The organism is Microcoleus sp. A003_D6 (genome assembly GCF_036702825.1).
Lineage (GTDB): Bacteria > Cyanobacteriota > Cyanobacteriia > Cyanobacteriales > Microcoleaceae > Microcoleus.
Genome location: NZ_JAUBWA010000022.1, coordinates 15,009 through 28,640, shown reverse-complemented (window position 1 = coordinate 28,640; position 13,632 = coordinate 15,009). Strand labels below are relative to the sequence as shown.

Here is a 13,632-nt window from a genome sequence, read left to right as displayed (position 1 = left end):
CTATGATTCGCACCATTAAAGTGTGGGATGTCGCCCCTGGTGGCTGTATTAGGACGTTGATGGGCGATCGGCTGTATGAAGGCATGAATATTCAAGGGGCAACGGGATTGACGAATGCTCAAAAATCGACATTGAAAGCGTTAGGGGCATTACCATAATCATCAATACCAATCTGCGATCGGCGCTTGGCAGCAGCGCTTCGCGATCGCAACTCCATTCCTTGGGGGGAGACACTGGCAAGATTTTGAGCAACCTGTCCTTGACCTTTGAAGTAGTAGATCCGTGAAGTGGTGCGGAGGCCAGTAGCCTCGAACCCTCGCCAAAAACCTTGATTCCGTCCGTACCAACGCAGTATTGGACTGCTGGCAAGAGGAGGAAATGAATAGACCACTCCGGTTAACAGTTCGTTAAGTAAGCAGCCAATTCCTCAGAAATCACGAAACGAAGTGTATTGTTGTAAGTGATTTCATAAATTAGTCCATGATTTTCTAAAATTCTTAGTTTACTCCTCAGCCAAGAATGATCTTCAAAAAAATAATGAAGAATTAAGTTGTTTTTGTCTCCGTTGTAAACTGTATCTTTGGACATAAGAATGAACTCACGGGCAACTGGATACTCCCGTAAATCTTTTTTCATCTCTGCTAAAAGTTCAGGAATCAGATTCTCGATATCTGTAAAGATACTTTCCGATGGTTTAGATAACACCAAGCTTGGTTTAGCTGCTTTTTCACGGGAAATAGTGAGTTTCAAAAGAACTGCGTTGATTGATTCAAGTGCTTTTACCATTTTTGCAGGGTTATCGTTTCCAATGGTAATTGGTGAAACAGACCCAGAAACTTCAATCTTAGTTTTATAAACATAAGAGTTTCCGGCTAGATCGTAATACTCTACTTCAAGATACACGTCTTTTCCAAAAAGCTCTTCTGCTTGGTAATAAGTTGATACATCAAAAAAGAATGGATTATTGCGATCGATAACGGATATCTGGAGAGGAAACAGACTGTCGCAATCTCTATCTCTTATCATCTGGGGCAGAGGTGAAATGTTAATCTTAACATCAACTGCTGGACCGTCTGTAAGTGCAAGAATTCCAAGTTGGATAGTTTGCTCTTGCTCTGGTTTGAGCCTAAATAAATGCGTCAAGCGCGGTTTAAAGAAATGTCTTTTAGCCCAAATTGCATCAATAATGAAATGTGTGGCTTTAAGTGTATGAGCACCTGCTCGAATGTAATAGCGTTTATCTAGAAGAGCCATGTGTGGTCCAGCATAACTTTCATGAATGGCAACGAGCAAAACGGCTGCATCTGGCTGAATAACACCCCGTCCCATCGGGTCTAATATTAGTTTGATGTCATATTTAGGAACTGGTTCCACTTGATTGACAATCTGATCGACCCAGTCACGTAAATCTTGTCTCTCAATCTTTAAGGACAAGCCATTGTCAGCATTGCCATTACGATCAACACCAACAACGAAACATCCACCTCCAGCATTGGCAAAGCCTGATACTGCACAGTTTAGTTTCTTCTTGAGCTCATTGGGTGGAGTGCTACTTGATTTGAATTCAAAATGATCGTCTTCTACACTTGGGAGCTGTGTGAGGTCAAAAGTTTCAAGGTTAATCTTCATAAGCCTTAAGAGATATTAACAACCTCAAAGTAGCACTTAACAAATGCTATTGAGGAAACGTGGCACTTAATACCAACACACAAACTGCGAACTACTATCCTCACCGATAATTCAAGCAGCCCAACAAGGTGTGGGTATCCAAAACGTACATCTAAAGCCTCTATTTTAGGATATCTTGCCCCGAATTAGCACGAATGTCCTCCAAGGTAGGAAAGCCCTCTCCCCAACTTGCAGCTAAGGAATAAACCAGTTCTGCCCAAAGCACTGGAGCGACTTTACTGCTGGGTTGATTGCCATTTATATATTTAGCTCGAATAGATTCAGCAAAAGTGAGAATCTCTCTGGCTGGGTCTTGAGGAAAAGATGTGACGAGTTCGTAAATCTGCTCGGCGATAGCCATACAGAGTTCCAGATAGAGTATACACCTGACGGGATGCAAACTCAATTATATGAAACAAGAGCCTGTCTTGCCCTGCTACAACATAGTCCTAACTCAGCGCTTAACTTGCGGCTATTGAGTGGTGAAATTTGGTAAGATTTTGCAAACAGAGTTCATGGCGCAACAGCTTACGCCATAAGCCATTTAGAGGAAATAGACGTTTCGCTTTTAATAAAAAAGCACATTTAATTGGTACAAGTCAAGGCTTTCTGATTCTTGACTCTATTCTGCAATTCCTCATTCACCAATACTCCGGACAGTTTTTTGGGCAGCGACTGAAACCCGCATTCTACCGTTAAGATTTCACCTGCTGAGGAAGCTGGAACCCTTATTCTACCGTTGGTGATTGAAAACTGTCCGGACTATTGATTCACCCATAACCCAAATAGGAGAAATACCTGATGTCTACATTCAAATACAACCGTCTAGACAAGAATAATGCTGCGGTTCTGCTGGTCGATCACCAAACTGGACTGTTCTCACTTGTGCGTGATATTGGTGCCGCCGACTTCAAAAATAATGTGCTGGCGCTGGCAAGTGCAGCTAAGTTTTTCAACCTGCCTACAATTTTGACAACTAGCTTTGAGCAAGGCCCCAATGGAGTCATCATCCCTGAACTGAAGGAGAAGTTTCCAGATGCTCCCTTTATTCCCCGTCCCGGACAAATCAACGCTTGGGACAACGAGGACTTTGTTAAAGCAGTAGAAGCAACAGGCAAGAAGCAATTGATCGTGGCCGGAATAGTCACTGATGTATGTGTTACTTTTTGTGCGCTTTCGGCATTGGAGGCAGGTTATGAGGTTTTTGTTGTCACCGATGCCTCTGGAACTTTCGATGAAGCCTGTCGCTATGCAGCTTGGGATCGAATGTCTCGTGCTGGAGTTCAATTGGTCAATTGGTTTAGCGTTGTGTGTGAATTGCACCGTGACTGGCGCAACGATATTGAAGGATTGGGTAGTCTCTTAGCAGGGTTTATTCCTGACTACAAAAACCTGATGACCAGCTATGCAGCAACGGCAAATGCTGGATCTCCCAATAAGTAGTGAGAAAGCGCCTAGTTTATTTAGCTCGTGTTTAACTGAGTTAATATTGTCATCGCTAGGTTATCAATTTTACGTGGAACGTAGCGGTGACAACTACTTCGTTGTAAGTCACGTAGAGGGTGTTTTTAATAGCTCTTGTCAGTGATTGCAAGTCTTCTTCTAGTCATTTCATCTCATGCCAAACCTTCTCGATCGCATTCGTTAATCTCCCTTCTGTTTCCAGACGTGCTGCCGAAAATTGTCGAGCAATTTGGTGTGTCTAGGGCGGTTGTTCAGAATAAAACTTTTCTCTCAGTTAATTCTCTAAATTCTATGTTGGAAGAACCGTTGGCGAGCAATAGCAGTGAAGACAACTATCTAGTCACCGCTGTGATCTCTCATGTCCTGAAACCGGGGCGTGACCAAGGTTACGAAGCCTGGTTTCATGGCATCGCCGCAGATGCACGAAAATTCAAGGGACATCTGGGTGTCAGCACTATTCGACCCCACGATCACGCTCATCCTGAGTACGTGGTCATTCTCAAGTTCGATTGCTACGACAATCTTAAGGCCTGGCTGGAATCTGATGTTCGGCGAGAGTGGATTGAGCGATTGCAGCCCTTGATTGAAAAGCCAGAAGATATTCAAACCCTGACCGGATTGGAAACCTGGTTTACGCTGCCCAATAAATCGATGAAGGCTCCACCCCCTCGCTACAAAATGGCGTTAGTTACATGGTTGGGAGTGTTTTTTACCATTTCTATTCTCAATCGTTTGCTGGTACCGCTACTATCAGGGCTTCCTGCGTTGCTCACATCTCTGACGATCACAGGTCTCACTGTTATATTGCTCACCTATTTGGTCATGCCGCGCTTAACACAATTATTTCGCAAATGGCTCTATCCCATTCCCTAAAATGATATGAATTTGTGGCGCTGCGGCGACGGGGACAATCTGTTTGGCTCGATAATTTTGAGCGAAGCTGGATTACCAACTGATTCGCGATCGCGAAAACGTCTGTGCAATGTTCGTGTTTTCTCAGACAACCTATGAGCAAGTAGGGGATGCTTATCTCCGAGGACTAGAAAGCCTCATTAAGTAAGGAGAATTTGTGAGTGAGATTGCTTCTTTTACCAACTTGTCAATTGGTAGTTTAGATACAGTTATCATCCACCCCTCGCTTGTTCATTAGAGACAACATCTTTCGGAATTGCTCAAGCTAATATTCTGTACCAGCAATATCGAAAAATCTATGAGAGTGGACGCTGGAGAGCGCTGTGCAAAAAATTTGTGGGTGCGCTATAAACCAACAGCGATGTATTGGCTGTGGATCAAGCTAGTTTGGGCTTGAAATTTGTTTAAGCCCCGTTAGTTGTCAGTGCATGGTAAAAAACCGATTTCTGCGTCAGTCTCTAGAGAAAATTAAAATTAGGGGTTAGTGCTTTTCACTTACCCCCTGCCATTTTTTGTCAGCCGTTTAACCAACCAGTTGCAGCAAGAAATCGCCAAAACGATCGCGCAATTACTACTAAATAGCCTTGTCGATACTCAGCGCCAAAATGCTGAATACTCCGAGCAAATGACCGGCGCTCATGCAAGCCAAAAAGGCGGGTACGCTAACATTGTTGAACAGAGAGGGGAAGGGCAAAGGCATTTTCGGCCCGACGTGGGGATACCAAATTCGGCGGCTGAGAACTAGCAACGCTAAGATATTACAAACAAACATCACCAGAGGCTTTTGCCAATTTCCTGATGCTGTGTCAGTCAGAGTCGATTGTACTACTGCCAGTAAATTTGAATTAATCATCGTTGATGCTCCTATTTTTCATAAATTATCAGAAATGCTCGATGAGATTTCTTGCCAAAAATACAGCAGAGGCGATCGCCTTTACGCAATAAATATCTGTTGGTATCAATATTCATCGCGTCGGCGGCACCGCCCCCACCCGTAATCATCGAATCACAGCAAGAATTCTTTTAATGCCATTCAAAAGTAACGAAAGATACAAAGGGACAAAACCATACTCGCTGCCATTTGTAACTTTTAGCCTGTCTGGCAAGGGCGGCATTTACTCACGCTGCCAGACAGGAAAGACTGCTCGTCATTAGTGAGCAATGTAGGTAGGCAGAAAGTGAAGGATGTCGCGCAGAACGCTATATCCAGCGGCGTCCCAGAGCAAATAAGCTAAGAAACCGATCATCGCTAAGCGACCGTTCCAAAGTTCTGCTTGCGGGTTGAATCCAAACAGAAAGGCATTCCGATCTTTGCCATTGTAGGCATTAGCGGTAGGAGGTAAGTTAGTAGGACGAGTTTCCATGTTTTTACATTCCTTAACAATGTTTCGCTTTTCATGGTAGCGACGTAATTTCTACTTTGCTATCTGCCTGTAGGCTCAAGATACACCCAAGTCTAAAGGAGGATTTTGAAACCAAAAATAATGTGTTAAGTTTTGTTGAGCGAGTTTTTGAAGCATCGCTTGTATCTGTAGATACTGAATACAACCGCCAGTTGAGAGGGCTGCTGTGAAATGCTAAATCGCCCCGTAGCGACAAACAACGGCGCTGGTGACTCGACAATACTGAATCCGCGCTCTACTAGAGGCAAGAAAATTTAGTAAGTTTCAGCTTAAAACCCGAACACGATCGCCCTTGAGTTAACTAAAATAGGAGATAAACAGATCGATCGGGAGAAACAGTTATCGAAACCATCTACGGCAATCTTCAAGGTTTAAAGTCCAGCCAGCTCAAGCAACTCGAAAAGCTGTACCACCAGCGACTACCGGGCGATCGCATCACCACGGCAGAATTCGCCCAGCGCGTCGCCGCCATCAGCACCGAAATAGACAAACCAATCTGCACCTACATCAACCGCCGCGGACAAGTAATTCGCGTCGGCGTAGGTAGTCCCCGCCAAACCCAGATTGCGCCCCTAGAATTGCCCCGCTACGGGGGAGGTCGCCTCAGCGGCATTCGCTGCATCGCCACCCACCTCAAGCCAGAAATCCCAAGCGAAGCAGCCCTCACCGCAATGGCAATTCAGCGCCTGGATGCCCTCGTTTGGCTGACGCTGACCGGCGGCGGATTTCAGCGCCGCGGCGGTGGTGCGACTGGTTACATCAAAGAAACTTATCTCGCTCACCTGATACCCCAGGGAGACCAGCCAAATTTTGAGTTCTCTGTTTTGAGCGCTAAGTTAGAACAAGCTTCAACTGATGAAATAGAAGAGTCTTCTATTCAAGAGTCTTCTATTGAAAACTCATCCATCAAAACTCAAAACTTTCCCTGGAAAATATCAGAACCTCTAAGTTTGGACGAGCTCGCCAACCAAGATTTTCTGGATTTGGTGGAAGGACTCGAAGCAGAGTTTGAAGCAGAGTTTGTCGCGGGGGAGGTCGATGCAGACCAAGACAAAGTGCTGCTGGTGGGTGTAATGACTCAGCACATGACTCTGCTGGATTTTGAGGACGGACTCGCAGAAATCACGCGGCTGGTTGAAAGCGCCGGGGGTCAGGTACTGCAAACAGTGCGCCAAAAACGATCGCGCCCCCATCCGCAAACAGTCGTCGGCGAAGGCAAAGTTCAGGAAATTTCCCTCACCGCTCAGACCGTTAGCGCTAACCTCGTGGTATTCGATCGCGACCTGACCCCCGCACAAATACGGAACTTGGAAACTCAGATAGGTATCCGCGTCGTCGATCGAACAGAGGTAATTCTCGACATCTTTGCCCAAAGAGCTCGATCGAGCGAGGGTAAATTGCAAGTCGAACTCGCTCAGCTAGAGTACAACCTGCCCCGCCTGACAGGTCGCGGTCAGGCCATGTCGAGACAGGGCGGCGGCATCGGTACCAGAGGCCCAGGGGAAACCAAACTTGAAACCGAACGGCGGACGATCGCCAAACGCATTTCTCGATTGCAGCAAGAAGTAAATCAACTGCTGGCCCACCGCTTCCGGCTGCGGCAGAACCGGCATCATCACGACGTACCCTCAGTGGCGATCGTCGGCTACACTAACGCCGGTAAATCCACGCTGCTCAACCTGCTCACGAATTCCGAGGTCTATGCCGCCGACCAGTTATTTGCCACCCTCGACCCCACAACCCGACGGTTGACCATTCCGGGCGCTCTTTCTGGGGAACCTTTGTCGATCGTCCTCACAGACACAGTGGGCTTTATTCGCGAACTGCCCCCGTCCTTGATCGACGCTTTTCGGGCTACCCTCGAAGAAGTCACAGACGCCGATGCTTTGCTGCACCTGGTCGATCTCTCCCATCCCGCATGGCAGAGCCAAATTCGATCGGTCATGAATATTTTGACAGATATGCCCGTAACTCCCGGGCCAGCCCTTGTAGCTTTTAACAAAATCGATGCCGTAGATGGAGATACTCTCGCCCTCGCCCGAGAAGAGTTTCCTCAAGCCGTATTTATTTCGGCAGCAAAAGGTCTGGGGATGGAAACACTCCGCGACAGACTAGCTCAGCTCATTCAATACGCCCTCTACCCTCGGTAAATACTTAAATATTGCTTTTAAGTAGTTGACATTCAGGAATATACGTACATATACTGAGGACAGATATCGTCAAAGCATGAGACTATAAAAGAGTAGTCAGATTGTGAATTGCCAAGTACAATACAGCAGATTTCGTTTGCGCTCAGTAGAATTATTAAATTCAGGAGGCGGCGGTCAAGGTAAAAACACTCTTTGTTAATGGCTGTAACGGTTGTTGGTTGAGAGGTTGCAAAAAGATGTTGCTTGAGGCAGTACAAACCGCGCTCGGCGGAGCTAAGGTAAAAGAGAATAAGATGATTAAAGTGTTTGGGCGATCGCCTCAAGCGCTATACTATCTTTTACAGGGGCCCGCGACAGACAACATCCATTTATTGTAAGCACTCTAAAATCCTTGCCCGTCCTGCAACGCTAATCTGTAGCACTCTTTCTATCTTCCAATTTTACCACTGTTTAACTAAATAGTTATGTGTACGCTACTGGCAAAACTAGCAATTGGACTCTCTGCCACAATGGCAACAGGGTTCTACTATCTAGCTGCCGCCCCTCCGGCTTCAGCAGCAATCGATGTGTGCGGGCCCGGAAACTTTTCAGATGAGTGCGTGAAGGGCCAGCAATCAACATCGGGATCGTCATCAAGATCCCTGCGAGACTCTGTACCGGAACCGCAACTGGCAACGCCAGACCCGGTAACAGAACCGCCAATAGTCGAACCGCAACTGGCAACACCAGACCCGATACCGGAATCGTCGGTAGTCGTCGAACCCCCACTGGCATCGCCAGAACCCGTACCGCAAGAATCGCCGGTAGTCCTCCAATCACCAGCACTGACACCAGAGCCAGTAGCGCCGACGCCGCCGGTTGAATCGCCACTGACCGCGCCAGAGCCTACAGAGCAATTGCCTGATGCCCAAATGCCTGCGATCGGAAACCCGATAGTGTCGCCTTCACCCATAGTGGCGCCAACGCCGACCTTTCCAGACATCTACCAAAACCCCCCCACCCCTAGTAGAACAGCTATCCCAGAACCGGGTACTGTGGTAGCACTCCTGCTGACAGGCGCAGGAATCATCTGTTCCGGCAGAAAACGAAACAAGCAGGCCCCTCAGCAACGGTAGGCAGGCCCAAGCTGCTGCTTGTTTTCAAAATCTCTCCGTTTCTTAAAGCGCGGGTGTTTTTTTATGTCTGTTTTTTTATGTCTAAGGATAGATTAAAGAAAATTGTATAAATAATAAGTCTACAGCTTGCTGGCTCCAACTATATAAAAATTAAAATAAGATTAGTTAAGATTACAATAAAAAAATATTGTGATTCTTTGAGCGTCCGATGACCCCTAAAGTAGAAATTTACACTTGGAGAACCTGCCCGTTTTGCATTCGTGCCAAAGCACTGCTGAAGCGAAAAGGAGTTGATTTTACAGAGTACGCGATCGACGGAGATGAAGCAGCACGGGCTCAAATGAGCGATCGAGCCAACGGAGGCCGCACCCTGCCCCAAATATTCATTAACGACCAACACGTAGGCGGCTGCGACGAAATCCACGAACTCGATGCTCTAGGTCAGCTAGACCCGCTGCTAGCAAAATGAGGCATTCCTTTTGAATTTTTTTGAGTTTGCCAAAATTTTCCTGCGACCAATTCTTAATTTTAACTGAAAATGAAATTTGCATTCATCATCGATCCCCTCGCGCGACTAATTCCAGGACACGATACCAGCGTAGCGCTGATGGAAGCAGCTCAAGAGTTGGGTCACGAAATCTGGGCGACTCAAGCCAACGAATTAAGCGTCATCGGCGGCAAAACCTGGGCAATGCTCAGTCGGGTAGCCCTCACCCCAGTAAAACTGGTAGACGGACGCTGGGAGGCTGCTGAGGCTTGGTACGAGGTGGAACAGCCTACTTTGCAGCCTCTCGAAGCAATGGACGCAGTATTTATGCGGACAGACCCCCCAGTCAACGTTCCTTACCTCTACGCTACTTACCTTCTAGACGGCATCGATCCCGCTAAAACTTTGGTAGTTAACAGTCCCAAAGGATTGCGGGCGGCGAATGAAAAAATGTATGCTTTGCAATTTGAGGAAGCGATCCCCGAGACAATTGTTTCTCAAAACAAGCAGGTAATTCGGCAATTTGTTGAGAAAAAAGGCGCGGCAGTTCTTAAACCCTTGGGCGGCAAAGCTGGCGAGGGGATTTTGTTTTTGGAAGCGGGCGATCGCAATCTCAACTCCCTGGTCGAAATTAGCACTCAACAAGGTCTAATTCCAGTGATGGTTCAGACTTATCTGCCGGAAGCCAAAGAGGGAGATAAACGGATTATATTGTTGGACGGCAAGCCCATCGGTGCACTCAACCGCATTCCCACCGGCAATGAATTTCGCGGCAACATGGCCGTCGGCGGCCGAGTCGCAAAAACAGAAATTACCGATCGCGAACTAGAAATTTGCACTCAGTTAGAACCAGTGCTGCAACGGGACGGACTTTACTTTGTTGGCATTGATATCATTGGCGGTTATCTCACAGAAGTTAATGTCACCAGCCCTACAGGGATCAGAGAAATTGACTTGTTTGACGGCGTTAATTTGGGCAAACAAGTAATTGAATGGGTGGAGAAGGAAGAAGGAAGAATGAAAGCACGACACGGATTAGGACACGGATACACGGATTAATTATCGACCTTCAGGCAGATATTGCAGTCATTAGTTATTGGTTAGTTGCTACCAATGCCCGATGCCCAATTCCCGATGCCCAATGCCCGATGCCCAATGCCCGATGCCCAATTCCCAATTTCCAATTCCCAATTCCCAATTACCAATTATTAAATTATGTCAAAAATTGGCGTTGCAGTAGTCGGTACAGGTTTCGGTCAAAAAGTCCACCTTCCCGGCTTCCAGGCACATCACCGGACAGAGGTTGTGGCTGTTTACCACCGGAATTTAGACAAAGCAAAGGCGATCGCCTCTACCCACAATATCCCCTACGCTTGCGACTCGATCGCCGATATAGTAGCCATCCCAGAAGTAGCAGGCGTCAGCATTTCCACACCGCCATTTTTGCATTATGAAATGGCAAAAACCGTCTTGGAAGCAGGCAAGCATTTATTATTAGAAAAACCCACAGCCCTGACAGCAAATGAAGCCAGGGAACTTTACCGATTGGCAAACAGCGAATCTCAAACCGATTTGAAAAAGGGTAGTTCGAGAGCAATTGCCACAATGGACTTTGAGTTTCGCTTCATCCCTGCATGGCAAATGCTAGCAGAATTATTGGCAGCAGGATATGTGGGAGAAAAGCGTTTAATTAAGATTGATTGGCTGGTGTCTGGCCGCGCTGATGCGAGTCGCCCTTGGAATTGGTACGCCCAGAAAGAGCGAGGCGGCGGAGTTTTGGGCGCGACGGGTTCTCACGTTTTTGATTATATTAGCTGGCTGTTCGGCCCGCCGCAGAGGCTTTCTGGGCAATTGATTACAGGAATTTCGGCGCGGCCAGATCCGCATGATTCGGGAAATTTAAAATTAGTTGATGCGGATGATTCTTGCACGTTGATGTTGGAATTAGCCGGAGGAACGCCTTGTCAAGTTTGTTTGAGTTCTGTTACTTATCAAGGGCGGGGACACTGGGTGGAAATATACGGGAGTAAGGGTACGTTGGTGTTAGGAAGCGACAACCAGCAAGATTACGTCCACGGATTTCGCTTGTGGGGTTCCCAAGGTGGAGAACCTTTAGCTGAAATCAAAATTCCTCAAAGATTGGAGTTTCCTCAAGTTTATCCAGACGGGAGAATTGCACCGTTTATTCGAGTAGTAGATAGGTGGGTAGAAGCAATTGATGCGGGTAAATCGTTGATACCGTCCCTAAGAGAAGGGGTTTACTCGCAGTTGTTGATGGATTTGACCCAGGAGTCGAATGCTACGGGAACTTGGGTAGATTTACCGAATTTAGATAAGTTTTTGGGCACTAAGTAAAAGTAACAACTCCCAAAGCAATCTCACGCACTCGATCGCACCCCAAACCCGATAAACTACGAATAGTTAAAATCGATCAACCTTATATCCAGAGTCGTAAGATGGCGCGCCCTGAAAGTCCTTGCCTCAGTATAGCGATCGCTCGCCTGAGAACCGCTGGGGCAAACCATTTTGCCACTTGGGTTCTACAAGCTCCCTATCCCAGCGGGTACGTTCACCACGACTGTATGTGGCCACATACCCTATCCCAATCCTGGAAAGCTTGGCAGGAAATGTTTTCGCCCTCCGGGACAATTCACGAATTGCCCCTAAATCCTGATGGCAGTTTCGTCTCGCCGGAAAACAGCCAGAATATACTGGCAGAAATTGAAAAACGAAGCCCTCACTCGCTCCACCTCGCTCCACCGACGCCCTCTGTGCCGCTCCACCTCGGTCAAGGGGGGTGGGTGGACAGGGGGAGGGAGGAGCAGAATCCGCCACCGCCACCAGCCAGCTACAGCAGCCGCCTGATGCAGCAGTTGGGGATTAATCTTTGGCAGTGGCTGTTTGAAGGGCCGATTCAGGGTAGTCTCCAGGAAAGTAAAGGTATCGCGATCGGGCAAAATCTACCGCTGCGAGTGCGTGTAGACTTGCGCGAACCGTATTTAATTGCTTTGCCTTGGGAAATTATGCAGCCTCAAGCCGGTCAACCGGCAATTTCTCTGTCGCAGCAACTGCTTTTCAGCCGTACTACCAGCAATGTTGAGCCTTTGCCGCCCCTGCGTCCTGCGGAGTCGCTCAATATTTTGCTAGTTTTGGGACAAGCAGAACCCGGCGGCGGTGCTAATTCTCAATCTTCCAAGGGCAATAACGGTCATTTGCAGTTGGAAGCAGAATCACTCGCCCTAGCTGCCGTTCTCGAAAGTGCTTTTCAAACCGACGACAGCGGCAAATATTTTGACATCAGCGTTCCGACTCGCGTTGATACTCTGATCGAACCTACTCCGGCGGAACTAATTTCTCGGCTGGAAACGCAAGCTTACAATATTCTGTTTTACGCGGGCCACGGGATACCGGGCCCCGACGGCGGCTTGCTGTTTTTGGGGCCGGACACCGCGATTAACGGTACTGAACTGGCTCAGGTGTTAGTTCGGTGCCGCGTGACTCTGGCGGTGTTTAATGCCTGCTGGGGTGCTCAGCCGGCGGTGGAGAGGCTGCACTCAACTAACGGCCAGCAACAGGCGATCGCCCGCAGCAGTTTGGCTGAGGTACTGATCCATCACGGGGTGCCGGCGGTGTTGGGGATGCGGGACTCGATCGCCGATCGCGAGGCCCTGAGTTTTATCCAAACTTTTGCCCGAGCTTTGGCCGGGCGGATGTCGGTCGATCGGGCAGTAGCCGTCGCCAGACAGCAGTTACTAACGCTCTACAAGTTCAATCAACCGGCTTGGACGCTGCCTGTGCTGTATATGCACCCGGAGTTTGACGGTCAACTGACTGAGCCGGTAGATGACCTGAAAACTGAATTGCCTTTAAATTCTTCTACTTGGCTGGGACGCTTGCCGTCTTGTGCTTATTTGCGGGGGCGCGATCGACCAAATGCCAAATCCACCGAATCGGCGAATCAGGTTTGGTCGATTCGCGCCGGTATGGTTCGAGTCGGACGCTGGGAAGAAAACGACGTAGTGATTCGAGAACAGTGGGTTTCTCAAAAACACGCCGAGATTTTCTGCCGCAACAGTATCGGAGATAACCGGGGCGAACCTAGCTACTTCCTGCGCGATTTTTCTCGCTACGGGACTTTAGTTTTGGGGCCAGAAGGATGGCAGAGAGTTCACCACCAAGAATTGCTGCTGCGCAGCGGCACTCAGCTAAAATTTGGCAGTTCTCAAGGTCAGATTTTTGACTTCACTATTGAGGTTCCAAAAACTTCGGGCTACAGTGAGACTGATTGCGGAACGAATTAAGGTGCGGGTGTAGTTAATGAAGGCGATCGGCGATCGAGACAGCAAAGTTCTGGGCGTTGAGTCGAAAGTCTGAAGTTCAAAAAGTTATTCACAACTCGCCACTCGCGTTTTGTTTTCGTCCCGCTTCTGTAT

General features: G+C 47.8%; 14 protein-coding genes. 9 read left to right on the top strand and 5 right to left on the bottom strand.

Annotated elements, in window-relative coordinates; translation table 11 throughout:
* Positions 1 to 2 precede the first annotated feature (2 nt).
* A complete protein-coding gene (locus tag QUB70_RS08925; protein ID WP_332979723.1) occupies positions 3 to 158 on the top strand; it encodes a hypothetical protein in 156 nt (51 codons plus the stop codon).
* A gap of 238 nt (positions 159 to 396) precedes the next feature.
* On the opposite strand, the gene QUB70_RS08920 is transcribed toward QUB70_RS08925, so the two are convergent.
* Both QUB70_RS08920 and QUB70_RS08915 read right to left on the bottom strand, forming a co-directional pair.
* Positions 397 to 1,629: an AlbA family DNA-binding domain-containing protein gene (locus QUB70_RS08920; RefSeq protein WP_332979721.1), complete on the bottom strand. Its 1,233-nt coding sequence runs from the start codon at positions 1,627 to 1,629 to the stop codon at positions 397 to 399.
* A 160-nt stretch (positions 1,630 to 1,789) separates the two neighbouring features.
* The gene (locus tag QUB70_RS08915; RefSeq protein WP_332979719.1) at positions 1,790 to 2,029 is read right to left on the bottom strand and encodes a DUF2281 domain-containing protein; all 240 of its coding nucleotides are present in this window, start codon (positions 2,027 to 2,029) and stop codon (positions 1,790 to 1,792) included.
* Positions 2,030 to 2,469: 440 nt separating this feature from the next.
* Between QUB70_RS08915 and ycaC the strand changes: the two genes are divergently transcribed.
* Together ycaC and QUB70_RS08905 are read left to right on the top strand one after the other, a co-directional pair.
* Positions 2,470 to 3,111 carry an isochorismate family cysteine hydrolase YcaC gene (gene ycaC / locus QUB70_RS08910; protein ID WP_332979718.1) on the top strand — a complete coding sequence of 214 codons (642 nt, stop codon included), beginning with the start codon at positions 2,470 to 2,472 and terminating at the stop codon, positions 3,109 to 3,111.
* 312 nt (positions 3,112 to 3,423) lie between these two features.
* On the top strand, positions 3,424 to 4,005 hold the full coding sequence (locus QUB70_RS08905) for an antibiotic biosynthesis monooxygenase (protein WP_332979716.1): 582 nt from the start codon (positions 3,424 to 3,426) through the stop codon (positions 4,003 to 4,005).
* A 613-nt stretch (positions 4,006 to 4,618) separates the two neighbouring features.
* Here the strand turns inward: QUB70_RS08905 and QUB70_RS08900 are convergent.
* From QUB70_RS08900 to QUB70_RS08890, 3 genes are all read right to left on the bottom strand, one after another.
* Positions 4,619 to 4,897 (bottom strand): photosystem I reaction center subunit PsaK, encoded by a 279-nt coding sequence (locus QUB70_RS08900; protein ID WP_332979714.1) that lies wholly within the window; start codon positions 4,895 to 4,897, stop codon positions 4,619 to 4,621.
* Positions 4,898 to 5,195: 298 nt separating this feature from the next.
* On the bottom strand, positions 5,196 to 5,408 hold the full coding sequence (locus QUB70_RS08895) for a chlorophyll a/b-binding protein (RefSeq protein ID WP_006634547.1): 213 nt from the start codon (positions 5,406 to 5,408) through the stop codon (positions 5,196 to 5,198).
* Positions 5,409 to 5,811: 403 nt separating this feature from the next.
* The gene (locus QUB70_RS08890; RefSeq protein WP_293297880.1) at positions 5,812 to 5,949 is read right to left on the bottom strand and encodes a hypothetical protein; all 138 of its coding nucleotides are present in this window, start codon (positions 5,947 to 5,949) and stop codon (positions 5,812 to 5,814) included.
* Between QUB70_RS08890 and hflX the strand changes: the two genes are divergently transcribed.
* The 6 genes from hflX (at position 5,942) to QUB70_RS08860 (ending at position 13,500) form a co-directional block, all read left to right on the top strand.
* Positions 5,942 to 7,597 carry a GTPase HflX gene (hflX, locus tag QUB70_RS08885; RefSeq protein ID WP_332979770.1) on the top strand — a complete coding sequence of 552 codons (1,656 nt, stop codon included), beginning with the start codon at positions 5,942 to 5,944 and terminating at the stop codon, positions 7,595 to 7,597. The two genes, QUB70_RS08890 and hflX, sit on opposite strands and share 8 nt — an antisense overlap.
* A gap of 464 nt (positions 7,598 to 8,061) precedes the next feature.
* Positions 8,062 to 8,712 carry a PEP-CTERM sorting domain-containing protein gene (locus QUB70_RS08880; protein ID WP_332979712.1) on the top strand — a complete coding sequence of 217 codons (651 nt, stop codon included), beginning with the start codon at positions 8,062 to 8,064 and terminating at the stop codon, positions 8,710 to 8,712.
* A gap of 208 nt (positions 8,713 to 8,920) precedes the next feature.
* Positions 8,921 to 9,181, top strand: coding sequence for a glutaredoxin 3 (grxC, locus tag QUB70_RS08875; RefSeq protein ID WP_332979710.1), 261 nt, complete (start codon positions 8,921 to 8,923; stop codon positions 9,179 to 9,181).
* Between the two features lie 69 nt (positions 9,182 to 9,250).
* Complete coding sequence (gene gshB / locus QUB70_RS08870) at positions 9,251 to 10,258, top strand: glutathione synthase (RefSeq protein ID WP_332979708.1); 1,008 nt, start codon at positions 9,251 to 9,253, stop codon at positions 10,256 to 10,258.
* Positions 10,259 to 10,414: 156 nt separating this feature from the next.
* Complete coding sequence (locus tag QUB70_RS08865; RefSeq protein ID WP_332979707.1) at positions 10,415 to 11,554, top strand: Gfo/Idh/MocA family protein; 1,140 nt, start codon at positions 10,415 to 10,417, stop codon at positions 11,552 to 11,554.
* Between the two features lie 101 nt (positions 11,555 to 11,655).
* Positions 11,656 to 13,500, top strand: a complete 1,845-nt coding sequence (locus tag QUB70_RS08860) for a CHAT domain-containing protein (protein WP_332979706.1) — start codon at positions 11,656 to 11,658, stop codon at positions 13,498 to 13,500.
* Positions 13,501 to 13,632: the final 132 nt, after the last annotated feature.

Bases quoted from the DNA above. Each gene is read 5' to 3' on its own strand.
- QUB70_RS08925 (WP_332979723.1), top strand. From the start codon at position 3: ATGATTCGCACCATTAAAGTGTGGGATGTCGCCCCTGGTGGCTGTATT.
- QUB70_RS08920 (WP_332979721.1), bottom strand. From the start codon at position 1,629: ATGAAGATTAACCTTGAAACTTTTGACCTCACACAGCTCCCAAGTGTA.
- QUB70_RS08915 (WP_332979719.1), bottom strand. From the start codon at position 2,029: ATGGCTATCGCCGAGCAGATTTACGAACTCGTCACATCTTTTCCTCAA.
- ycaC (WP_332979718.1), top strand. From the start codon at position 2,470: ATGTCTACATTCAAATACAACCGTCTAGACAAGAATAATGCTGCGGTT.
- QUB70_RS08905 (WP_332979716.1), top strand. From the start codon at position 3,424: ATGTTGGAAGAACCGTTGGCGAGCAATAGCAGTGAAGACAACTATCTA.
- QUB70_RS08900 (WP_332979714.1), bottom strand. From the start codon at position 4,897: ATGATTAATTCAAATTTACTGGCAGTAGTACAATCGACTCTGACTGAC.
- QUB70_RS08895 (WP_006634547.1), bottom strand. From the start codon at position 5,408: ATGGAAACTCGTCCTACTAACTTACCTCCTACCGCTAATGCCTACAAT.
- QUB70_RS08880 (WP_332979712.1), top strand. From the start codon at position 8,062: ATGTGTACGCTACTGGCAAAACTAGCAATTGGACTCTCTGCCACAATG.
- grxC (WP_332979710.1), top strand. From the start codon at position 8,921: ATGACCCCTAAAGTAGAAATTTACACTTGGAGAACCTGCCCGTTTTGC.
- gshB (WP_332979708.1), top strand. From the start codon at position 9,251: ATGAAATTTGCATTCATCATCGATCCCCTCGCGCGACTAATTCCAGGA.
- QUB70_RS08865 (WP_332979707.1), top strand. From the start codon at position 10,415: ATGTCAAAAATTGGCGTTGCAGTAGTCGGTACAGGTTTCGGTCAAAAA.
- QUB70_RS08860 (WP_332979706.1), top strand. From the start codon at position 11,656: ATGGCGCGCCCTGAAAGTCCTTGCCTCAGTATAGCGATCGCTCGCCTG.